Annotated in this window: 18 protein-coding genes; 4 read left to right on the forward strand and 14 right to left on the reverse strand. The window is 64.0% G+C overall.

The genetic code is table 11. The features are described 5' to 3' along the window. Window positions 1-42: 42 nt before the first annotated feature. From addA to EN807_RS02600, 11 genes are all read right to left on the reverse strand, one after another. Window positions 43-3,555: a double-strand break repair helicase AddA gene (gene addA, locus EN807_RS02545; RefSeq protein WP_135933767.1), complete on the reverse strand. Its 3,513-nt coding sequence runs from the start codon at window positions 3,553-3,555 to the stop codon at window positions 43-45. Next, the gene (gene addB / locus EN807_RS02550) at window positions 3,552-6,671 is read right to left on the reverse strand and encodes a double-strand break repair protein AddB (RefSeq protein WP_135933768.1); all 3,120 of its coding nucleotides are present in this window, start codon (window positions 6,669-6,671) and stop codon (window positions 3,552-3,554) included. Before addB ends, addA begins: the two co-directional genes overlap by 4 nt. Further along, complete coding sequence (locus EN807_RS02555; protein ID WP_135933769.1) at window positions 6,668-7,417, reverse strand: nucleotidyltransferase family protein; 750 nt, start codon at window positions 7,415-7,417, stop codon at window positions 6,668-6,670. Before EN807_RS02555 ends, addB begins: the two co-directional genes overlap by 4 nt. Then, window positions 7,414-8,925, reverse strand: coding sequence for a tRNA (adenosine(37)-N6)-threonylcarbamoyltransferase complex ATPase subunit type 1 TsaE (tsaE, locus tag EN807_RS02560; RefSeq protein ID WP_135933770.1), 1,512 nt, complete (start codon window positions 8,923-8,925; stop codon window positions 7,414-7,416). The genes EN807_RS02555 and tsaE overlap by 4 nt, the downstream gene beginning before the upstream one ends. Before the next feature lie 8 nt (window positions 8,926-8,933). Further along, window positions 8,934-11,498 carry a PAS domain-containing sensor histidine kinase gene (locus EN807_RS02565; protein ID WP_135933771.1) on the reverse strand — a complete coding sequence of 855 codons (2,565 nt, stop codon included), beginning with the start codon at window positions 11,496-11,498 and terminating at the stop codon, window positions 8,934-8,936. A 188-nt stretch (window positions 11,499-11,686) separates the two neighbouring features. Further along, complete coding sequence (gene ahcY / locus EN807_RS02570) at window positions 11,687-13,087, reverse strand: adenosylhomocysteinase (protein WP_135933772.1); 1,401 nt, start codon at window positions 13,085-13,087, stop codon at window positions 11,687-11,689. Between the two features lie 247 nt (window positions 13,088-13,334). Beyond that, a complete protein-coding gene (locus EN807_RS02575) occupies window positions 13,335-13,631 on the reverse strand; it encodes an HPr family phosphocarrier protein (RefSeq protein ID WP_128342085.1) in 297 nt (98 codons plus the stop codon). Further along, the gene (locus EN807_RS02580; RefSeq protein ID WP_029347440.1) at window positions 13,628-14,029 is read right to left on the reverse strand and encodes a PTS sugar transporter subunit IIA; all 402 of its coding nucleotides are present in this window, start codon (window positions 14,027-14,029) and stop codon (window positions 13,628-13,630) included. The genes EN807_RS02575 and EN807_RS02580 overlap by 4 nt, the downstream gene beginning before the upstream one ends. A gap of 162 nt (window positions 14,030-14,191) precedes the next feature. Then, a complete protein-coding gene (locus EN807_RS02585) occupies window positions 14,192-14,638 on the reverse strand; it encodes a serine kinase (protein WP_095484473.1) in 447 nt (148 codons plus the stop codon). A gap of 3 nt (window positions 14,639-14,641) precedes the next feature. Further along, complete coding sequence (locus EN807_RS02590) at window positions 14,642-16,423, reverse strand: sensor histidine kinase (RefSeq protein WP_135933773.1); 1,782 nt, start codon at window positions 16,421-16,423, stop codon at window positions 14,642-14,644. Between the two features lie 84 nt (window positions 16,424-16,507). After that, window positions 16,508-17,209 (reverse strand): response regulator transcription factor, encoded by a 702-nt coding sequence (locus EN807_RS02600; protein ID WP_127314573.1) that lies wholly within the window; start codon window positions 17,207-17,209, stop codon window positions 16,508-16,510. A gap of 344 nt (window positions 17,210-17,553) precedes the next feature. Between EN807_RS02600 and EN807_RS02605 the strand changes: the two genes are divergently transcribed. The 4 genes from EN807_RS02605 to EN807_RS02620 all read left to right on the forward strand — a co-directional run bounded on the left by EN807_RS02605 (window position 17,554) and on the right by EN807_RS02620 (window position 21,103). Continuing rightward, the gene (locus EN807_RS02605; RefSeq protein ID WP_135933774.1) at window positions 17,554-19,164 is read left to right on the forward strand and encodes a phosphoenolpyruvate carboxykinase; all 1,611 of its coding nucleotides are present in this window, start codon (window positions 17,554-17,556) and stop codon (window positions 19,162-19,164) included. 104 nt (window positions 19,165-19,268) lie between these two features. Further along, window positions 19,269-19,706, forward strand: a complete 438-nt coding sequence (arfB, locus tag EN807_RS02610) for an alternative ribosome rescue aminoacyl-tRNA hydrolase ArfB (RefSeq protein WP_135933775.1) — start codon at window positions 19,269-19,271, stop codon at window positions 19,704-19,706. A 169-nt stretch (window positions 19,707-19,875) separates the two neighbouring features. Next, on the forward strand, window positions 19,876-20,355 hold the full coding sequence (gene lysM / locus EN807_RS02615; RefSeq protein ID WP_135933776.1) for a peptidoglycan-binding protein LysM: 480 nt from the start codon (window positions 19,876-19,878) through the stop codon (window positions 20,353-20,355). Between the two features lie 130 nt (window positions 20,356-20,485). Further along, entirely contained in the window at window positions 20,486-21,103 is a 618-nt protein-coding gene (locus EN807_RS02620; RefSeq protein ID WP_135933777.1) for an alpha-ketoglutarate-dependent dioxygenase AlkB, read from the forward strand. A gap of 45 nt (window positions 21,104-21,148) precedes the next feature. On the opposite strand, the gene EN807_RS02625 is transcribed toward EN807_RS02620, so the two are convergent. From EN807_RS02625 to EN807_RS02635, 3 genes are all read right to left on the reverse strand, one after another. Next, window positions 21,149-21,637 carry a GtrA family protein gene (locus tag EN807_RS02625; RefSeq protein ID WP_189522325.1) on the reverse strand — a complete coding sequence of 163 codons (489 nt, stop codon included), beginning with the start codon at window positions 21,635-21,637 and terminating at the stop codon, window positions 21,149-21,151. Window positions 21,638-21,722: 85 nt separating this feature from the next. After that, window positions 21,723-22,682 carry a type I pantothenate kinase gene (coaA, locus tag EN807_RS02630; protein WP_135933778.1) on the reverse strand — a complete coding sequence of 320 codons (960 nt, stop codon included), beginning with the start codon at window positions 22,680-22,682 and terminating at the stop codon, window positions 21,723-21,725. A 24-nt stretch (window positions 22,683-22,706) separates the two neighbouring features. Beyond that, on the reverse strand, window positions 22,707-23,033 hold the full coding sequence (locus EN807_RS02635; RefSeq protein ID WP_135933779.1) for a phosphoribosyl-ATP diphosphatase: 327 nt from the start codon (window positions 23,031-23,033) through the stop codon (window positions 22,707-22,709). Between the last annotated feature and the right edge of the window lie 13 nt (window positions 23,034-23,046).

Consider the following 23,046-nt stretch of genomic DNA (forward strand, 5'->3'; position numbering starts at 1 on the left):
AAATGTGGTGGTGATGGCGCCCTTCTTCAAGCAGCTGTTGTGTCACGCTCCCGTGAGTCGGGCAAGAGCGTTGTCCATGACCGCCGGCGGCAGCTCGATCAGCCGTGGTGCTTCAGTGAACAGCAGCGCCGCCGAGACCTCATGCTCGGGATAAAGCGGCTGGAGCAGCGCGCGATAAAGTGCGAGCTGCAGGACATAGGCCGGTGGAACGTCCGCCAGGGTTGCAGGCGCCGGCCGGTTGGTCTTGTAATCGACGATCGACACCTTGCCTGATGTGACCGCCAGCCGGTCGATCTTGCCGGAGATCGAGCGCAGCTTCCCCTTGACCTCCAGGCTGCCCATGACCGCGACTTCAGCGCGTGAATTCGACGCGAACAGCTGATCGAAGTGGCTGTCGGCAAGGATCGTCGCCACCGAGGCCAAGGCCTTGTCGCGCTCGGTTTCAGGCCATTGCGCCCCGGCGCGCTTGAGGTAGCGTGCCGCGGCATCGCGGCGTTCGGCCTCCGCAATGCCCGGCAGCATCTGCAGCAACTTGTGCAGCGCCAGCCCCCGCATCACGGCAAAGCCAGGCTCCGCCTCGGTGTCCAGCACCGGCGAGCCGGTGTCGATCACCGCTTGCTTGGCCTCGTCGATCAGCGCCGAGGCGCCGGACGGCGACAGCGGCCGCGGCAGATCCTCGAAGGGCGGCAAGGGCTGGAACAGGCTCTTCGGCAACGGCTCGAACTGTGTCGTCTGCCGCGCCTCTTCGGCAGCCGCATGTCCGACCGGCGGCAATTTTGTCACGTGAAACCGATGCACGGTCTCGCCGGTGGCGGGGTGCTGCCGCTCAGCACTTTCGGGTGCGCCGACCAGCGCGCGGCTGACGATCGAATGCCAGGTGCCGGCGTTCGGCGGCCGCTTGCCATGATAGCCGCAGACGATCAGCCGGTCCTCGGCCCGGGTCATGCCGACATAGAGCAGCCGGCGGTATTCGTCGTCGGCCAGCTCGCGAGCGCGGACCGAAGCGGCCCGCGAAAATCCATTGGCGACATCGCTCGCCGAGCGCCAGAGATAGCCCTTGCCGTCCCAATGGTCGCCCGAGCCTTCGAACGGCATCAGTCGCGGCAGATGCTGGTCGCTGAACGGGGCGGAACCGCCATCGACCAGGAACACGACAGGCGCCTCCAGGCCCTTGGCGGCATGCACGGTCATGACGCGAACCTCGTCGCGGGTCTGGTCCATTTCACGCTTGATCTCGGGGCCGGCATTTTCCAGCGTCGACAGGAAGGATTCCAGTCCCGGCAGGCCGGTCCGTTCCTCGGCCAGGCAGAAGCTCAGGAACTCGTCGAGGATGTCGCCGGCTTCCGGCCCGAGCCGCGCTATCATCTTCTTGCGCAGGCCGTCGCGGGCGAGAGCCCCGGCATAGAATTCAAACACCGGCTTGAATGCGGCTTCATCGGACCAAGTGTCGAGTTGGGCAGCGATTGCGGCCAAGGCAGCGCTTTCACCGGCATGCTGCCTGAACGAGGCGATCAACGAGAGGCCGGACGGCCGCTCGCCGGCAAGCGCGAAAAGCGTCTCTTCCGAAACATCGAAAATCGGGCTGCGCAGCACGGCGGCAAGCGACAGATCGTCCTCAGGCTGGACGAGGAAGTGGCCGAGCGCGATCAGGTCCTTTACCGCAATATGGCCGGGCAGGCTGAGCCGGTCGGCGCCGGCGACAGGGATGTCGCGGCGCTTCAGTGCGCGCGTCAGCGCATGGACGAAGCGATCGCGCTTGCGCACCAGCACCAGCACGTCGCCTGGCCGAAGCTTCTTGCCGCGGCCTTCGATGATTTCGTCGGCGCCGATCCAGCCGGCAATGGTTGCCGCGACGTTCTCGGCGACACGCACCGCCGGCGCATGGGCGTGGTCGACGGCTTGCGTCCAGTCGTCGGGCTCGTCAACGACGTCGGCACCGATCGACGGCCAGACCTCGACATAGCCCGGCGCATCGGTGCGAATCGCCTTGTGGTTCAGCGGGTCGGGATCGTGGCTGATGCCGCGCCGCACGACCGGGTCGGCAAAGACACGGTCCACCGCCGCAAGCACGTCGTCGGTCGAGCGGAACGACCAGGTCAGCTTGAGATCGGCGAAGGCGGCGTTGGCGTCGCGCACCTTTCCGGCAAACAGCAGCCTTGAGTCGGCAAAGGAGTCGGGCGCCGCTCCTTGAAAGGAATAGATCGACTGTTTTTCGTCGCCGACGGCAAAGACCGTGCGGTGAACCGTGTCGCGCGCGCCGAGCCCGGCAAAGAATTCCTCCGCCAGCCGCTTCACCACCTCCCATTGGTCGGGACTGGTGTCCTGCGCCTCGTCGAGCAGGATATGGTCGATGCCTTGGTCGAGCTTGTATTGCACCCAAGGACCGGCGTCGGGCCGCGCCAGAAGATTGACCGTTCGGGTGATGAGATCGTTGAAGTCGAGAAAGCCGCGGGCGCGCTTCAAGTGCTCGTAGCGGGCGATCAGCCAGTCGGCGATGGTCAGCGCGGCACGTGTGCCCTCGACCATCCTGAACAAGGCCAATCGATCGGAGATTTCGAGAATGGCATCGGCCGCTGAGAGATAGCGCTCGGCAAGATCCGGCAATCGGTCGAGCAACGCCTTCTTGAACGTCTTTGCCGGCTCGTAAGGCTCGCCATCGGCTCGCAGGAAGGCTTTTGCCAACAATTGCAGCCGGCGAACCGGATCATTCTCGGCGAAGGCAAGATGGGCGTAGGGCAGCAAATTGTTCAGCACGATGCGGGCATCGGCGGCTTCGGCAGCGCGGGCAAAGGTGACGAAATAGTCCGGCAGGAAGCCCGGCAGCGGCCAGACGGACGCCGCCAGGCCTTCGGCGGTCTGGCCGGCGCGAAACCTAAACTCGTCGAACAGCGCCCGGAAGCTATCACCGCCGGCAGCGCTGATGAAGGCGCGCAAGCCGTCGCGCTTGCGCACGATCTCGGCCAGCAAGGCGTCGAGCCCATGTTCGCCGCCGCGTTCCAGAATGGCGGCGAAAGCCTCGGCCAGCCCCGCATCGCCGGCGGCAGTGCCCGAGATCATGTCGCGGCGGGCGGCGGCGAAGAGCGACGCCTCCATCTGGGAATCGAGCATTTCGAAATGGGCCGGTATGTTGGCCTCCAGCGGAAACTGGTGCAGCACCGATTCGCAGAAGGCGTGGATGGTCTGGATCTTCAGCCCGCCCGGTGTCTCGAGCGCCTCGGCGAACAGCCGGCGCGCGCGGCGCACGGTTTCGCGATCGGGCTGGCGACCGTCCAGCGCCGCTATCCTTGCCGCCAGTTCGACGTCGCCAAGCGCCGTCCATTCCGACAAAGTCGAAAACACCCGGTTCGACATGTTGGCGGCGGCGGCGCGGGTGTAGGTCAGGCACAGGATCTTCGACGGATCGGTGCCGCGCAGCAAGAGCCGGATAACACGCTGAGCCAGCACATGGGTCTTGCCCGATCCGGCATTGGCCGACACCCAGGCGGAGTTTTGCGGGTCGGAGGCGCTTGCCTGGCTGGCGGCGGTGTCGGTCGGGATGGGATAGGCCTTCTTCATGCCTCCCCTCCCTCGTCGTCGGCGTCGCCGCCGGCAGACCATTCGAGCACGCGGGCGAGATGGTCGTAGTCGCCATCGGTCTCGCCCTCGCGGAACGGCAGCGCGCGCGACAGATAGAAGGTCGCCGGGTCGGCATAGTGGATCAGCAGTTTTTCAAGCCGCACCCAGGCCTCCTCGGCGAGATCGGCGGCGGTTCGCGGCTTGCGGTTGTATTCGAGGATGGATTCCTCGAACACCTCGCCGTTCGGTTTCAGCCTGATGAAGGCCAGCTGCGACGGCTCGCGCGCGCCAAGCCCCTTGAAGGCGCCGCGCCTGAGCAGCGCGCCTTCGAGCGCCAGTTGCGGCGAAAGGAGCGTATGAGCCTGCGCCTTGGACGGCGAGGAGCCGGTCTTGTAATCCAGGATGTCGGCCATGCCGCCGGCCAGGAGATCGACACGATCGGCATAGCCGGACAGCGTCACGCCGGACTGGCCGACGCCGGTTTTCTCGGCGCGCTCCTCGGCGTGCCGCATTGTCACGGCGAAGGCGCGGCCGCGCTCCCATTCGATGATGCCGGCGGCGAGCTTTTCGAAGCGCGGCCACCACACCGCCTCGACATCGGGAGGAAGGGCGGCCTCGGTAAAACATTCGCGGCCGGCGGCGATAAGACCATCCAGCGCCTCCGGCACAAGCGGGTCGGCGACCCTGGCCGTGAAGAGGTGCAGGATGGCGTGAAACAGCGTGCCGCGCTCGGCGGCGCCCGGGTCGCGGATGACCGGATCGAGCGGCATCAGGCCGAGAATCCTCCTGGCATAGATCGCGTAAGGGTCGCGGCGCAGCGTCTCGATTTCGGTGACGGAGAAATGCTGCGGCCGCACAGTCAGCGGCGGCTTCGGCTGCGGCCGCGGCGCGAAATCTCTCCTTTCCGCGGCATCGAGCGCCCGTGCCCAGGACAGGAATTCATCACCACGCCGGCGAAGCACCGCCGCATGGTCCTTACCGATCAACGTCAGGAGGCGCTGTAGCCAGCGCGACGGCACTGCCGGCGCGTCGCCGGAGCGGGCGGAGCGCGCCAACACCACTTTCTTCGCTCCCATGGCCATCTGGAAATCATGGGCGGCCAAGCCGATGCGCCGTTCGGGCGGTTCGAGATCGATGCCGGTCTTCATCAGACGCGACATGAAGCGGTCGCTTTCCGGCTTGCGCGGCCACACGCCTTCGTTGAGCCCGCCGACGACCAGTGTGTCGACGTTCTGCAACCGGGCTTCCAGTGCACCCCAGATGGCGATGTTCCGGTCGGTGCCTTGTGCCGGTTTGACGGTTTCGGGCGCGATCAGCGCCTCCATTACATCGGGCCATTCGTCAGCCGCGAAGGACAACGGCGACGAGGCGGCGACCAGCCCGCGCAAAAGCTCGGCAAGCTTCTCGCCGGCGTCGCCGGCATAGAGTTCGCTCAGGCTGCCGTCCGCGGTGCGGCCCAAACTTTCGAGCGCGACGACACTGGCCCGGGTCAATTCGGCAAGATCGGCTTCGGCTTGACTGCGAAAGGCGGTCAGCGGCGCCAGAGCATCGGCAAGGCGAACGAGCAATTCGCGGGCGCGCTCGATGTTTCGCACAGTCAGGCGGGAAAACCAGAAGGGCGGCCGGGTGCTGCCCAGGCCGGTGAGGCGGGCCTCGAATAGCTCCGGCAGCGAGGCGACGTCGGGGCGGCCGGTGCCGCCGCGCAGCGCCACCAGTTCGACGATCTCCGCCGCGTGACGGACGCTTGTGCGTTCCAGGCCGAGGCCAAGCAGCGGGTGCTTGAGCAGCGACAGCAGAGCGACCGGGTCGCCGGGCCGGAACGCGGCCTGAAGCGCCAGCCTGAGCAGGCCGGCGGCTGGCGTGTTGATGAGCGGCGCGCCGCCCGAATCGTCGGCGACGACACCAAACCGCAAGAGCTCGACCGAGACGCGCCGCGCCAAGGCGCGGTCGCCGGTGACGAGTGCGGCGCGCTGGCCGGGCTGTTCGACGGCGCGTTTGAGCGCGACGGCGATCGCCACCGCTTCGTCGCGCTCGCCGGCGGCTTCGAGAAGCGTCACGTCGGCGAAGGCCTCGGTGATATCGCCGGCCGTAAAGCGGGCGCGCGTCTGCGCCCACAGCTCGGTGGTCTCGGCCGGCCGCAGCGCTTCGCCGACAAGAGCGGCGCGCAGCGCGAGCGGCCTTTCGGCAACGGCGATCTCCCCGACATCGCCGCGCAGCACGCCGATCTTGCCGATCAGTTTTGCCAGGCCGTATTGCGGGTGGCCAAGCAAGGCCGGCCGGGCGCCAGGTGCGGCGATCGCCGCGAAAGACGGCTCATCCAGCATCAGGTCGAGGCCGGGCAGCACGACGGCGCCGCTGGGCAGGCCGGCGATCACCGCAAGCAGTTCGGCCGTGGCGGGAATGGAACCCGTGGAGCCGGCGGCGATCACCGGTCCGGCCGGCGGATTGCGCTTCAGCCGTGCTGCTTCCAGCCTTATCAGCGCATTGCGATGCGCGGCCGGGTTGGAGCGGTTGCGTTCTTCGAGGAGATTCGGCCAGTTTTCTGTGACGATGCTCAGGAAGTCGAGCGTCACTTGCCACCAGCCGGCGAGGTTGCCGGTCACCAGATCGGCGAGCCTGGTCCAGTCCGTACCTTCCGTCTCGATTTCGTCCATCAGCCGGGCCAGGTCGCGCGCCAGCCAGATGGCGTCGGCGGCGGAGGCCGGCACGACGATCTCCTCGTCGAAAAGTGCCGCGACATGCGCCGGCAGGCGGCGTTTCCAGGCGCGAACCAGCGGCGCCAGCAGCAGCAGCCGCTCGGCAGCAGTGATCGGCGGCGCGAGGTCGATTGCCGCCGATGCGTCGGCCTCGAACGCGGCCTCGTCCTCGTCGAACTCGCCGAGCGGGCGGATGACCGGCAGGATAGCCGAGCGGCTGCCCAGACGGTCGACGAAAACGCCGCGCAGCGCCCGCGCGGCGCGGCGCGTCGGCACGTAAATGGTGGCGTCGGCCAGCGCCAGCGGGTCGCCGTCGAAGCGGAAATCGGGAACGAGCCGCCCTGACAGCAGAGCCTCGGCCAGCGTCGGCAGAAACGGCGCTCCGGGCGGGATTGAGAAAACGCGGCGGGAGCCGCTCATTTCAACTCGGTGAAAGCGCTGGGCGACTCAGCAAGAGCGGCGGCAACCGCCGCTTCCGCAAGCGGAATGGCGTCGGGCGTGCCAACGGTGATCCAATGGCCGTGCATCACCATACCGAACAGGCGACCGGCAGCGATGGCCGCATCGAAATAGGCGTTGAGCGAATGCGGCCCGGCCGGCGCATCCTTGAAAAGCCTGGGATGGACGATCGCCGCACCGGCATAGATCAGGCCTGTCGGGTCGCCTTTCGAACGCCGCAAGGCGCCGTCCGGCGACATCAGGAAATCCGTGCCGCCGCTGTGTCCGGTTGCTGACTGGGGATCCGCGAGCATCAGCAGAATATCCATTTTCGCCGCGTCCCACGCAAGGGCGAGGCGGGCAAGCTTGGGCACGCCGCTGTCGATCCAGAAGGTGTCGGCGTTGACGATGTAAAAAGGAGCCCCTCCCAGTTCCGGCAAAGCATGGACGATGCCGCCGGCGGAATCGAGCAGTCTTTCGCTTTCATCGGAAATGACGACCCGCGGGGCGCGGCGCGCGGCGACATGGGCGACGATCTGTTCCGGAAAATAATGGACGTTGACCACGGCCTTGTCGACGCCGGCGTGGGCCAGGCTGTCCAGGCTCCAGTCGAGCAATGTCTTGCCTGATATCTTGACCAGCGGCTTCGGCATCGTGTCGGTGATTGGCCGCATGCGCTTTCCCAGCCCGGCGGCAAGCACCATTGCGGTCTTGAGGCGCGCCGTCACAACGACCGTTCCTCCAGCAAGCCGTGGGCGGCGTAGAAATCCCGCAAGTTGGCCAGCCCGGGATGCGCCAGCGCTCGCCGGAGATAGTCGCGAATGCGCGGCAGGTGTTTTAGATAATAGGGCTTGCCGTCGCGCTTTTCGAGCCGGACGAAAATGCCGAGTATCTTCGAATTGCGCTGCGCCGCCATGATCGCATAGGTCTCGACGAATTCGTCTTCGTTGAAAGCGCCAGACTTATGGCGCGCAGCGATATAGGCGTCGAGCGTCCGCCGCTCGATCTCAGGCGAAAGGGTAACGCGCGCATCCATGGCCAGCGAGGCGAGATCGTAAGCGGACGGGCCGATCAGCGCGTCCTGGACATCGACGATGCCGAGGCGATCGTGGCCGGTACGGTCGCCGCGCCAGATGATGTTCGGCGAATGAAAGTCGCGCAGCATAAGCGTGTATTCGCGCCCTTCCAGCCGGTTGAGGACCGCATCCCATTCCCTGTTATAGCCGGCGCGCAAAGCATCGCTTGCCGGGCCGCCTGATATCGCCGGCACATACCAGTCGACCAGCAATTCGGCTTCGATCATCATGGCGTCGCGATCGAAAGGCGGCACGTCGTGAAAGACGCCGGGCGCGACCTCGATGCGATCGGGCCATGCCTTGCCATGCATCATGGCGAGCAGTTCGGCCGCCGCCGCGTAGCGCTCCGCCACCGGCTGACCGTGCTGGCCGAGAAATCCCTCCGAGCCGAGATGCTCGAGCAGAAGAAAGCCCTGGTCCAGGTCCTGCGCGTGGATCTCCGGGGCGCTGATGCCGCCGGCCCGCAACGCCCGGTCGATAGCGACGAAAGCCGAGACCGATTGCGCGGTGTGGGCGATCACCGCATAGGGCCTGCCGTCGCGGACCGGCGGCCCGAGCACCAGCCGCGGCGAGTTCATCAACACGCGCGGCGGCAGGCCGGCCAGCGAGACGATCTCATAGGAGCGGGCCGAGGCGTCGCCGATAAAATAGCGTCTCTGCGCTTCGCCCCAGCCAGCTCTTTCGAGAAAATCGCGCATGGCCAGCGATCGCGCCGCGCGCTCGAATGCAGCGCCTTGTCCCGACAATCTCGCCAGGCGCCCGTCGTCCTGATGGACCAGTTCGATCAGAACCGAAGTCTCTGGCAAATAGTCCTCTGCCCGTTCAGGCCATTCGACCAGGGCAGCGCCTTGCGCCAGTGCTTCGTCGAAACCCAGTTCATCCAGTTCGGACGCCGAGGACAGGCGATAGAGGTCGAAATGATGGACTGGAATGCGCGCCTCATAGCTCTGGACCAGCGTGAAGGTCGGGCTCGGCACGTCGAGACCGGAATCGTCGGTCATTGCCCTGATCAGGGCCCGCGCCAAACTCGACTTGCCGGCGCCGAGATCGCCTTTGAGCGCAAGCACGTCGCCGGGTCGAAGCGACATGGCCAGATCCTCGCCCAGCCTTGCGGTCGCGGCCTCGTCGGCGAGAAAACGCTCCAGCACCACGCTTGCCATCGAGCGCGCTACTCGGCCGCCGCGCGGATGCCGGACGGCGTGTCGGGAAAGGCACAAATGACGGTTGTGCCCATGCCCTTGCCGGTCTCGATGCGGACGCTGCCGCCGTGCAGCTCGACAAAGCTCTTGACGATCGACAGGCCGAGGCCGGCGCCGCGCCGGCGGCCGCCATTGGTGCGCGGTTCGAAACGCCGGAACACCGAATCGAGCAGGTCCGGCGGCATGCCGGGACCGTCGTCGTGAACGGAGAATTCCACGCCTTCGGCAAGCGAGCGGCAGGCGAGCGTGATGGTGCTCGCTTCCGGAGCGTAGTTCGCGGCATTGCTCAGCAGATTGTAGAGGATCTGGCGGATGCGGGTTTCGTCGCCGTGGAACGTCTTCGGCGCGGTGGCCACATCGACCTTGAGCCTGATCGCATGCTCCTCCAGCCGTTCGGAGACAAGCTCGGCAGCGGCAGCGATGGTCCGGTCGACGTGAACTTCGGAGATATCGAGCTCCATGATCCCGGCATCCACGGTCGCCAGGTCGAGGATATCGTTGACGATGGTGAGCAGGACCGAGGAAGACGATCCGACATGCTCAACATATTCGCGCTGCTTCTGGCTCAATGGCCCGGTCGACGGCAGCGAAAGAAGCTCGGTGAAGCCGATGATGTTGGTCAGCGGCGAGCGCAATTCGTAGGAGACGTGCTGCACGAACTCGTTCTTGAGCTGGTCGGATTTTTCCAGCGCCTCGTTCTTGTCCTTCAGCGCACGCTCTACATTGACGCTGTCGGTGACGTCGACGAAGGTCATCATCACCTGCCCGTTGGGCAGCGGGATCATCGCGTAGCGCAGCACGGTGCCGTTGTTCAGCTCGGTCTGGCCGTGGCGGTCGCGGCGCTCGTCGTCGAAACCGGTGATGGCGGCAACGAACCCGCGCCAGGGGCTGTCCGGCGCGCGCCGGTCGCACAGATCGCGGATGGTGGAGACGTGAACGTTGGGCTTGGCTGCGTCGGCGTCCAGCCCCCAAAGTGCTGCGAATGCCGGGTTCGACAATCTGAGCCTTCCGTCCGGGCCGAACACGGCCACGCCTTCGGCAAGATTGTCGAGCGTCTCGCCCTGAACCCGCACCGCGGTCTGGTAGCGGCTTTCGAGGTCCATCTTCTCGGTCAGGTTCTCGAACACCCAGGTCACGCCGCCCTTAGGCTGCGGATTGGCGACGACGCGGATGGTCTTGCCGTCCGGCAGATGCCACCAATGTTCCTGCGACTCGACCGCGCGATAGGCGCCAAGCAGGCTTTCCTTCCAGCGCCGCCATTCGGGCTGCTCGGCGATCTTGCCTTCGCTGCGCAGCCGGTCGAGCAACAAGGCGTTGTCGGGAGCACTGTGCAGGAAGCCGCTGTCGAGACCCCATAATTTCTGGAACGCCTGGTTGAAAAACCGCAGCTTTTCGTCGGTATCGAAAATCGCCACGGCGGTGTTGAGCTGATCGAGCGTGTCGGCGTGGCTCCGCACGGTCCGCTCATATTCGTTACGGATGGTTTCGATGGCGCTGGTGTCGCAGGCAAGACCCGCCGAACCGTCCGCGCCGGCGAAGTCGGTCACGGCGAACATGCGGCGGTCGCCTTCGATCACAGTGGAAAGCGCCTGCTCGAAGACGGCATGCGACTTGTGCTGTGCAGCGATCGCATCGCGCGCCTGGCTACCCAAGAATTCCTTCGCATCGCGAACCGCCGCTTCGGCGTTTTCCGCCTCGACCGCCTTGGCATAGGCGCGGTTGACCCATTTCAGCCGCCCGTTCGCCATGCGCAGCCATGCTGGCATGCTGAGTGCGTTGAGAAGGCCGAGCATGGTGTCATAGTCGGCGGCGAGACGCTGGTTCTCGATTTTCAGCCTGGCCTCGCTTCGCTGCGTTTCTGAAAGCGAGACGAAACGGACGACCACGTGTGCTGCGCCCTTGCGCCCGTGCACTTCGAGCGGCGCACCGGCCTGCGATTCAAGGACGAGATCGAACGGCTTCGCCTTTTCCCGCAGTCCCGCCACGGCATTTTCGAGCGCCGCCGCCGAGCGCGGCATCAGCCAACGGCCGAAGGCGAGGAAGGCGGCACGGTCTTCCGGAGCGCCGCTTTCAACCGGCAATGTCCCGACGAGCTCGGGCTTCTTGTTTTCCGAGGCCCATACGACGACACGCTGGCCGCGCAGATTGAGCAGCGCCTCGGAGCGTTGCAGCGCAGCGTTGACGTCGGCCAAGCGGGCTCTGAGTTCGACATTCTGCGCCGAGGTACGCGCTCGTTCGCGGATCAGGAAAATGGCTGAGACAAGTGCCGCGCCCATGACGCCGACAAACATCGCGAGTTGCATGACCTCGACGGTGCTGACCGACAGCCCGGCTTTGGACGCAGCAGCGGGTCCAGCATGTGCCGAAAGGCCAAGCAGCGGACCGGCGAGCGCGGAAGAAGCAAGCAATTTTCCGACGCGGCTGCCAGCGCGCCATAAGAGGCTCCCGCCTCTGGCAGCGGAACCCGTGGTCACCGAATCGTTGTGGCCGCCGGAAACGGCCTGTCCCGCGCAAGGCGGGTAATCCCCCGGCATGTCCTGGTCCTCTTCGCCGCCTGAATACAAGACCGCCCTGATGCGGGGTCGGCCCTCGTCCCCCGGCCCCGCGAATCAGCACCATAGCGCTTGCGCGAATCGGCGTGAAGAATCAATCAGCGCAAAAATAAAGCCGGGCGAAAAGTCAATCGCCCGGCCTCAATATCTAGTGGTAATTTCCGCTGTGGTTAATAGCGGTAGTGTTCCGGCTTGAACGGTCCCTGCGGGGTCACGCCGATATAGGCGGCCTGTTCGCCGGACAGCTCGGTGAGCCGGGCGCCGAGCTTGTCGAGATGAAGGCGCGCGACCTTTTCATCGAGATGCTTCGGCAGGACATAGACCTGGTTCTGATACTGGCCGGGCTTGGTGTACAGCTCGATCTGGGCCAGCACCTGGTTGGTGAAGGACGCCGACATGACGAAGCTCGGGTGGCCGGTGGCGTTGCCGAGATTGAGCAGGCGGCCTTCCGACAAAAGGATCATCCGCTTGCCGTCCGGGAAGGTGATCATGTCGACCTGCGGCTTGATGTTGGTCCACTTCAGATTGCGCAGCGACGCCACCTGGATCTCGTTGTCGAAGTGACCGATATTGCCGACGATCACCATGTCCTTCATCGCCCGCATGTGGTCGAGGGTGACGACATCCTTGTTACCGGTGGTGGTGATGATGATGTCGGCGGTCGGGGCGGCATCCTCGAGCGTGACGACTTCGAAGCCGTCCATCGCCGCCTGCAACGCGCAGATCGGATCGACCTCGGTGACCTTGACGCGGGCGCCGGCGCCCTTGAGCGACGCCGAAGAGCCCTTGCCGACGTCGCCATAGCCGCAGACGACCGCAACCTTGCCGGCCATCATCGTGTCGGTGCCGCGACGAATGCCGTCGACCAGCGATTCCTTGCAGCCATATTTGTTGTCGAATTTCGACTTGGTCACGCTATCGTTGACGTTGATCGCCGGGAACGGCAGCAGGCCCTTCTTCTGCAACTGATAGAGCCGGTTGACGCCGGTCGTCGTCTCTTCGGTGACGCCGCGGATCGCATCCTTCTGCTTGGTGAAGAAACCGGGCGATGCCGCCATACGCTTCTTGATCTGGGCAAACAGGATTTCTTCCTCCTCGCTGCCCGGATCGGAGAGCACATCCTCGCCGGCTTCGGCGCGCGCGCCGATCAGGATGTACATGGTGGCGTCGCCGCCATCGTCGAGGATCATGTTGGAGGTGCCGCCATCGGCCCACTGGAAGATCTTGTCGGTGTAGACCCAGTAGTCCTCGAGCGTCTCGCCCTTGACGGCGAAGACCGGAATGCCGGCCTCGGCGATGGCCGCGGCCGCATGGTCCTGGGTCGAGAAGATGTTGCAGGAGGCCCAGCGGATATCGGCGCCGAGCGCCTTCAGCGTTTCGATCAGCACGGCCGTCTGGATGGTCATGTGCAGGGAGCCGGTGATGCGCGCGCCCTTGAGCGGCTGCGCCTTACCGAATTCTTCGCGGCAGGCCATCAGGCCCGGCATTTCAGTTTCGGCGATCTCGATCTCCTTGCGGCCCCAGCCGGCAAGCGAGATGTCGGCGACCACATAGTCATTGCTACCCGTCATGGCAGTGCTCCGATCAAGTATGTCTTCGGGATGCGCCCACGCCGGAGGGCGTGTCGAAGGGCGCGAGTTGCTGGCCTGACTAGCAGATCGTCGGTCTGACGACAATGGATATAAAGAAATCTTTATCCGTGCATGTCTTCGGAGGCGCCTCGGTGCGAAATCGGAATCGGTTTCCGGAAGCCTATGCGCAAATTCAAAGTGCCATAGCGTCCTTTGCGCGTCCAAATGAGGGGCGGCGCTCTGGGCGTCAGGACTCCTCGCCGAAGCGGGAGGCGACCAGTTGCTCCAGCGCGTCGATCACCTGCTCGGCCTCCGGGCCGCTGGCGGTGACGCGGATCGAATAGCCGGGGCTCGCCGCCAGCATCATGAGGCCCATGATCGAGGTGCCGCCAACCGTGACGCCGTCCTTCTCGACCTGGACGGAGGCGTCGAAGCCGCTTGCGACCTGAACGAACTTCGCCGAGGCGCGGGCATGCAGGCCACGCTGGTTGACGATTGGAAATTCCCGGACGATGTCACCCTTCTTGGCCAACAGCGCGTTCATTTGCTGCTCAGAAGCTGGCTGGCGACATTGATGTATTTGCGGCCGGCCGCCTGCGCCTCGTCCAGCGCTGCGCTCATATTGTCGCCCTTGCGAATGCTGGACAGCTTGATCAGCATCGGCAGGTTCATGCCGGCAATGACTTCGGTACGACCGGATTCCATCACCGAAATGGCGAGATTGGAGGGCGTACCGCCGAACATGTCGGTCAAGACGATGACGCCCGCCCCCGTGTCGACACGAGCAACGGCGTCGACGATGTCGCTGCGGCGCTGCTCCATATCGTCGTCGGCGCCGATCGCCACGGTCTCGAAACTGTCTTGTGGCCCGACGACATGTTCCACGGCATGGCGGAATTCGGCGGCCAGTTGACCGTGCGTTACAAGCACGAGTCCGATCATTCTTTGGTGGCTCCCGTCATCGCCGGTTCATAGGCGTTTCATGCTCGCCGGCCATTCCAGGCGGCGGGAGCGCTATCTTGTCGACGCGAGAGGCGTTGACAAGCCCAAAATTGCACAGGCCCAGGCCATTTTGACGCATTGCAGCAAAAAACCGGAACCGAATCATAAAAAGGGCGCGATCGACAGCCGCGCCATCACCGCCGGCAGGGCCGTGGCGGCGTTGCGCTCGGCAAGGTCGATACGCGGCACCGGACAGCCTGCCACCGGCTCGCTGATTTCCTCCTGGAAACGGGCCATTTCTGCCTTCGGTACCAGCCGGACATGCAGGTCGATCACTCCACCCGGCTCGAACGGCAGCGGGCGCGGCATGAACCCAGGCACTTCGGCGAGACCGGCGATGGTCGCCGGCACGCGACAGACCAGCCGCCCCGCGTGGGCCACGGCGAGCAGCCTGTCGTCGCCGATAAGCCGCGAAAACAGCCCGCGCGCGCGGCAATGATCCAGGAGTGTCAGCGCCAGCGTCGTCTTGCCGGCGCCGGACGGTCCGGTGATGAGGACGCCGCGCTCGCCGATCAGCAGAGCCGTTCCGTGAATGTTTTCAGCGCGCACAGATCAGCCTTCCGCTGGCAGTGTCACGATGAAGCGCGCGCCCTTGATCTCGCCGGGTTTGGTGCCCGGGATGTTCTCGGCGGTCAGCGTGCCGCCATGGGCTTCGACGATCTGCCTGCTGATCGACAGGCCGAGGCCTGAGTTCTGGCCGAACGCCTCGCCGGCCGGCCGGTCGGTGTAGAAGCGTTCGAAAATGCGGTCGATGTTGTCGGCCCTGATACCGGGACCATTGTCGTCGACGGTGATGATGTTGACCTTGCCGGCGCGCGCCAGAGATATGGCGATGTGGCCGCGCTCTTCAGGAACGAAGGAGCGGGCATTCTCGATCAGATTGGTGATGACCTGGCCGATCCTCAGATCATGGCCGGCGACGAAATAGCCTTTGACGCCCTGCGGCAGTTTGGCGACCTTGAATTCGATGTCAACCGTCTTCTTGTTGCGCGTCGCAGTGCGCGAAACGTCGACCAGATCAGTGATGAATTTCTTGAGATCCACGGTTCCTGCGTCTTCCCGCGCGAGTTCGGCGTCAAGACGGGAGGCGTCGGAAATGTCGGTGATGAGACGGTCCAGCCGCCTGACGTCGTGCTGGATGATCTCCATCAGCCGGCCGCGCGACGTGTCGTTCTTGGCCAGCGGCAGGGTCTCCACCGCGCTGCGCAGCGAGGTCAGCGGGTTCTTCAATTCGTGCGAGACGTCAGCCGCGAAACTTTCGATCGCCTCGATGCGGGCGTAGAGCGCATTGGTCATGTCGCGCACGGCAATCGACAGATTGCCGATCTCGTCCTGCCGGTCGGAGAAATCCGGGATTTCCTCGCGATTCTTGACGCCGCGCCGCACCCTGACCGCCGCCGCCGACAACCGGCGCAGCGGGTTGGCGATGGTCGAGGCGAGCAGCATCGACAGGATCGCGGTGACAAGGGCGGCGATGCCGAAGACGCGCAGGATCGCCTTGCGCTCGGCCGCGACGATCTTGTCGATGTCGCCGCCTTCCGTCGACAGCATCAGCACGCCGAGGACGGCGCGGAAGCGCTGGATCGGCACGGCGACCGAAACAATCTGCTCGCCCTGTTCGGAGATCCGCACGATGGTCGACGGGCTGCCGGTAAGCGCCTTGACCACCTCCGGAAATGCTGCGCCATTGCCGCCCGGCTGTTCATGGTAGACCGGCAGCGCGGTGTTGCGGAAGAAGTCGAAGACGAACTTCTGGATGCGTTCCAGAAGGTCGGGCTCTTCCGCGTCGACCGGCGGCAGGTCGTAGCGAAGGATCTGGCCACGCGAATAGAGATGACGGGAATCGAGCAACAGATTGGCCTCGCGATCATAGATGCGGGCGCGCGTCCGTGTCGGCGAAATCAAGCGCCTAAGCACCGGCGCGACGCGCTCCGGATTGATCGGAAAATCGAGATTGTCGAGCTGATCGGAGCCGGGGCCCAGGCTTTCGCCGGCCTGCAGTTCAAGCAGCTTTTCCGGATCGATGCTGATCGAATCGGTCTCGACCGTCGCCGATGCCGCGATCGCCCCGGCGATGATCTCGCCCTGGGTCATCAGGCTTTCGACGCGGGCATCGATCAGCCCGTCGCGAAACGTGTTGAGGTAGAGAATGCCGGTGACCAGGACGGCCAGGCCGGCGAGGTTGAGGAAGAGAATGCGCCGCGTCAGGCTGGAAAAGATATGGTGGCCGAGGAAGCGGCGCATCGGCACCGTGATTCTCGACAGGAATGCCGGCAGAATCCGCGACGGGCGCCGGGCGCCCGTCCGTCTCACTCGCTCTACGTCCACTGCCATCGAATAGCAGCCCCCGCTCAGTCTTTAGTTTTGAGCATGTCGTTGTCGCAAAACCGGGACCACTTTTGGGCGACATGCATCAATTCATGCTTCGCGGAACCGATATCCGACTCCGTAAAGGGTTTCGATCATCTCGAAGTCATCATCGACGGCCTTGAACTTCTTGCGAAGCCGCTTGATGTGACTGTCGATGGTGCGGTCATCGACATAGACCTGCTCATCATAGGCCGAATCCATCAGCGCATCACGGCTTTTTACCACACCGGGGCGCTGGGCCAGAGAATGCAGGATCAGGAACTCGGTGACGGTAAGCGTCACCGGCTCGCCCTTCCAGGTGCAGGTGTGACGCTCCTGATCCATGACAAGCTGGCCGCGCTCGAGCGAACGGGCCTGCTGGCTGGGCGTCTTGGCCGATGCCTCGCGGGCGCCGGCACGGCGCAGCACGGCGCGAACCCGCTCGACCAGAAGACGCTGCGAGAAGGGTTTGCGGATGAAGTCGTCGGCGCCCATCTTGAGGCCGAAAAGCTCATCGATCTCGTCGTCCTTGGACGTCAGGAAGATCACCGGCAGGTCGGATTTCTGGCGCATCCGGCGCAGAAGCTCCATGCCATCCATGCGCGGCATCTTGATGTCAAGGATGGCGAGATTCGGCGGGCGCGCCGCCAGGCCTTCCAGCGCCGACGCCCCATCCGTGTAGGTTTCGACGCGATACCCCTCCGATTCGAGGGCGATCGACACCGACGTCAGAATGTTGCGGTCGTCGTCGACAAGCGCGATTGTTGCCATTTCAAGTGGCTCCCTCATGAGCTGTCCCTTCTTTGGTCGAGAAGGGGCTTTTGCAGGACAAATTAGGTACAAAATGTGGCACAGGCTTCGTACGCTGTCACGAGCGGCATGCCGGCGGCCACAATCTCACCTCAACATGGATTGGACTGTTAAAGACCGCCAATCCTTTGGGCAACCGCCTGATTTTTTGCACATATAAACGATTTAAACAACTTTCAAAATATTTAAATCGATTAATTATTTGATATCATTTGGCTTTTCTGGTTCTCACCGTTACAGTCTCCTTCGTGGGGGCTCCGGAAATTCGCCGGCCAGGATGCTGCAAATCGAAGAAGGAACCCCTCATGTCGGAAGCCGGCAAACGCAATCCCGCATGGGCGATCGATCGGATCGGCCTAAAGACCACGGGCGCGGTGCGCTATAATTTCGGCGAAGCCGTCCTTTACGAGGAAGCGGTCCGCCGCGGCGAGGCCCGGCTCACCGCGCATGGCGCGCTGGTCGCCGAGACCGGGCAGCACACCGGCCGCTCGCCCAAGGACAAATTCGTCGTGCGTGACGAGACCACCGGGCCGCGTGTATGGTGGGACAACAATAAGGCGATGTCGCCGGCCCAGTTCGAAACGCTGCTCGCCGATTTTCGCGCCCATGCAGCAGACAAGGATCTTTATGTGCAGGACCTGGTCGGCGGCGCCGATGAGGACTTGAAACTGACGACCAGGGTCGTCACGGAGCTTGCCTGGCACTCGTTGTTCATCCGCAATCTGCTCATTCGTCCGGAAGCCGCCGAGCTCGAGCATTTCGTGCCTGACATGACGATCATCGACCTGCCGTCGTTCCGCGCCGATCCGGTTCGCCACGGCACCCGCACCGAAACGGTGATCGCCGTCGATCTCTCGCGCATGATCGTGCTGATCGGCGGCACCTCCTATGCCGGCGAAATGAAGAAGTCGGTCTTCACCGTGCTCAACTATCTGTTGCCGGCCAAGGGCGTGATGCCGATGCATTGTTCGGCCAATGAAGGCGCCGACGGAGACGCGGCCATCTTCTTCGGCCTCTCGGGAACCGGCAAGACGACGCTGTCGGCCGATCCGTCGCGCACGCTGATCGGCGACGACGAGCACGGCTGGGGTCCGCATGGCATCTTCAATTTCGAAGGCGGCTGTTATGCCAAGACGATAAAGCTTTCGGCCGAAGCCGAGCCGGAGATCTTCGCCACCACGCAACGCTTCGGCACGGTGCTGGAGAATGTGGTGCTCGATGCGGGCCGCGTGCCGGATTTCGACGACGGCAGTCTCACTGAAAACACGCGCTGCGCCTATCCGCTCCACTTCATCCCCAACGCCAGCAAGACGGGCCGCGCCGGTCACCCGAAAAACATCATCATGCTGACCGCCGACGCATTCGGCGTGATGCCGCCGATCGCACGGCTGACCCCTGCGCAGGCGATGTACCATTTCCTCTCCGGCTACACCGCCAAGGTGGCTGGGACCGAAAAGGGCGTCACCGAACCCGAAGCGACGTTTTCGACCTGTTTCGGCGCACCGTTCATGCCGCGCCATCCGTCGGAATACGGCAATCTGCTGCGCGAACTGATCGCCCATCACGGTGTCGATTGCTGGCTGGTCAACACCGGCTGGACCGGCGGCGCGTACGGCACCGGCAAGCGGATGCCGATCAAGGCGACGCGAGCGCTGCTTGCCGCGGCACTCGACGGCTCGCTGAAAGGGGCCGATTTCCGGACCGACGCCAATTTTGGTTTCGATGTGCCGGTGGCGGTTGCCGGCGTCGACCGCGCCATTCTCGATCCGAGATCGACCTGGGCCGATACATCAGCCTACGACCTGCAGGCGGCGAGGCTGGTCGGGATGTTCGCCGTCAATTTCGAAAAATTCGAACCTCATGTCGACGCCATTGTGCTCGGCGCCGCGCCGCGCATGCGCGAAGCCGCGGAATAATCGCCGGCTGGATATCTGCACCTCAAGGCCCGGACCGGGATCGGGAAGGCCCGACCCGGGGATCGGGCCTTTTCTTTTTTCGCCTGCCGCGCCATGACTGCGGCATGAGCGCCGACGACAAGATCATCATTGCCGACGATGCGGTGATCCATCCGGATGACCTGCACGAGGACTTCATCCGTTCGTCCGGCCCTGGCGGTCAGAACGTCAACAAGGTGGCGACGGCGGTGCAATTACGCTTCGATGCGGCGAATGCACCGGGCCTGTCGGAGCGCGTCCGCGAGCGAACCATAAAGCTGGCGGGCCAACGCGCCACCAAGGACGGCGTCATCGTCATCGAGGCCGGACGCTTCCGCACGCAAGAGCAGAACCGGGCGGACGCCCGGGCGCGGCTTGCGGAACTGGTCGCCAAGGCCGCCGAACCGCCGCCGCCGCCGCGCAAGAAGACGAGGCCGTCGAAAGGCGCGGTCGAAAGGCGGCTGAAGACCAAGGCTGGACGCGGAACAATCAAGAAACTGCGTGGCCGGGTGGACGACGATTAGAGCGACGTACGTCCACTTGGACGCACAAAATACGCCTGACATTTTGTATCCACATCGTGCTTTTCGAAAATCGATGCGGCAGGCGCGACATCGATCGCGCGGTCGACGGCTTCCAATTCAAGGTTGCAGGTGGCAAGTTTGGTATTCGCCACAGCAAGGGAGACCACAGATGGGCATGTTTGATTTCGTCAAGGGCGTCGGCAAGAAGCTCGGCTTCGGCGACGATGAGCCGGAGCCGACCGCCGATACGCTCAAGAAGGAACTCGATTCGCACGCGCTCGGCACCGACAATGTCGAAGTCGTCGTCAAAGGCGATACGGCTGTCCTGAAAGGCGTAGTCAAGGATCAATCGATCTTCGAAAAGGCGGTCATCGCCGTTGGCAACACGCTCGGCGTGTCCAAGGTGCAGGCGGATGAATTGCAAGTCGCCGCACCCGAATCCGGCACACCCGCTGCCCCGGCCAAGGAACCGACCTTCTACACGGTCAAGAAAGGCGACAACCTCTGGAAGATCGCCGAAAAGAGCTACGGCAAGGGCAAGGGTGCGAAGAACACGATCATTTTCGAGGCCAACAAGCCGATGCTGACCCACCCGGACAAGATCTATCCGGGGCAGGTCCTGCGCGTACCGGATCTCGACCAGGCCTGACCAGATCGGGCCTGACCAGATCGGGCCTGACCAGATCGGCGACGGCCAATCGACAACGGCGGCTTTCGGGTCGCCGTTTTCATTTGATGGTGGCATTCTGGTTGTTTGCAGACCAACGGATCAAGCGACCATGCTCGTTCTGCCCAAAGGCGTCCGCCACATGCCCGGCTATCTGTCCCGTGCGGTGCAGGAAGCGCTGGTCGAGGATGTGAGACGGGTCGTGCAGGAGGCTCCCCTGTTCGTGCCGGCCATGCCGCGCACCGGCAAGGAGATGAGCGTGCGCATGACCAATTGCGGTTCGCTCGGCTGGGTCACCGATAAGGAGGGCGGCTATCGCTACCAGCCGACGCACCCGGTGTCCGGAACGCCCTGGCCGCCGATCCCGGACGTGCTGCTGGAGCTGTGGCGGGACGTGTCCGCCTATCCCCATCCCCCGGAGGCCTGCCTGGTCAATTTCTATTCGCCGGACGCGAAAATGGGCCTCCATCAAGACCGCGACGAGATTGATTTCTCCGCGCCGGTCGTCTCCGTTTCACTGGGCGACGATTGCCTGTTCAGGGTCGGCCAGAGCACGCGCGAAGGCGGCACCAAATCGTTCAGGCTGAAAAGCGGCGATGTCGTCGTGCTTGGCGGCGAAGGCCGCCTCTGTTTTCACGGCGTCGACCGCATCTATGCGTCGACCTCGGCACTGCTCAGGAATGGCGGGCGGATCAACCTGACGCTGAGACGGGTGACCTATCCTGGCTAGAGCGGCGGACTTTCAAGTCGAGGCGTATCGCCGCTCTGTCTCTTTTCAAGTATCGGATTTCCCCAAGACCGGCACCCGCTCCGGATCACCGTCCAGGCCCGCCGCTGATCGGCCGGAAAAGATCCAGCGTTCGAGAACAACAAAGTTGACCACCGGAATGAGAACACAGGTGAGCAGTATCGGAATCGCGACCGGCAGGCCGAACTGCCCGACGAGGAGCAGCGGAAGAAGATAGGCGATGGCAAGGCCGAATCCGGTCAGCACGGCGAAACGCGGCGCTTCGAATTGATGCGAGCCGGCCGACATGAAGGTGAAGAACTTGTGGCCGAGATAGGAGAATATTGCCGCGACCGCATAGGCGGCGACGGAGGCTGTGGCCGGCGGCAGGTATGTTGACCCGGCACTGGTGAAGAGGCTGGCACAAAGCGCGAAGAGCACTGTGGCCGCGAGCCCCACCGAGGCGAATTTGAGAAACCGGCGCGGAGCAAGTGTTCCGCGCCAGGCGGAAATGTCAGGCCGGCGCAATGCAGGCATATTGGTGACCGGCTCCCGACAAAATGCTCCGGAATTGGCAATCGAACGATAGCGGGCACTGCCTAAGGCGCCGTTAACCGCTTCGTTACAGCTTCCTGAGCGCCACTTCCTCGACCAGATGATTGGCGCCCTTGCGCAGAATGAGATCGGCGCGGGCTCGCGTCGGCAGGATGTTCTCGCGCAAATTCTTCAGATTGATGTTGGCCCACAGGCCTTCCGCGATGGCGCGGGCCGCTGCTTGCGAAAGTTGCGAATAGCGGTGGAAGAAGGAGTCCGGATCGCGGAAGGCGGTCTCGCGCAGCCGCATGAAGCGGGCGATGTACCATTGATGGATCAGCTCCTCTTCGGCATCGATATAGATGGCGAAGTCGAAGAAATCCGACAGGAAAGGCACAATCTTGCCGTCCTTCGGCAGCTTGCCCGGCTGCAGCACGTTGATGCCTTCGAAGATCAATATATCGGGCCGGTCGATGGTCTGGAACTCGCCGGGAACGACGTCGTAGGTCAGGTGCGAATAGACCGGCGCGCGGACATTGCGCAGCGCCGATTTGATGCCCGACAGGAAACGCAGCAATGCGCCGACGTCATAGCTGTCGGGAAAGCCCTTGCGTTCCATCAGATTGTTGCGGCGCAGGATTTCGTTGGGAAGCAGGAAGCCGTCTGTGGTGATCAGATCGACCTTGGGGCTCGACGGCCAGCGCGCCAGCAATTCCTTGAGCACGCGCGCCGTGGTCGATTTGCCGACCGCGACAGAGCCGGCGATGCCGATGATGAAGGGCGTCTTGACGACATCCACCGCGTTGAAGAAGGCCTGGCGCTGCCTGAACAGAAGTTGGCTCGCCTCGACATGTGCCGACAACAGCCGGGACAGCGAAAGATAGATGCGCTTGACCTCTTCGAGGTCGACCGGGTCGTCGAGCGAACGCAGGCGACGGACCTCGTCCTCGCCGAGCGTCATCGGCGTGTCGGCGCGGAACTGCGACCATTGCTCCGCCGAGAAAAAACGAAAGGGCGAATATTTCTCGGTGGGGGCGAGCTGGTCCATCGAGTTTCCTACCCTCCGCAGCGATCAGCCCCGGTCCTGCCGAGACGCCTTTTCGGCGATGCCCGAACGACCGGTGCGGCGTTCGAGTTCGGTCAGGACATCGGCAAGCGGAATGCCGGCGACGCCCAGAACGACGAGCCAATGATAGATGAGATCGGCGCTTTCCGAAACGAGGGCTTGTCTGTCACCGCCAACGGCCGCGATCACCGTTTCGACCGCCTCTTCGCCGAGCTTCTGCGCCGCCTTGTCCATGCCGCGTGCGAACAGCTTTGCCGTCCACGAATCCGGATCGCCGGAATGCGCGCGTTCCCTGATGATTGTCTCCAGATCGGAGAGCGAAAAGTCAGCCATGGCGCCATCTATC

Source organism: Mesorhizobium sp. M5C.F.Ca.ET.164.01.1.1 (assembly GCF_004792125.1).
Lineage (GTDB): Bacteria > Pseudomonadota > Alphaproteobacteria > Rhizobiales > Rhizobiaceae > Mesorhizobium > Mesorhizobium wenxiniae.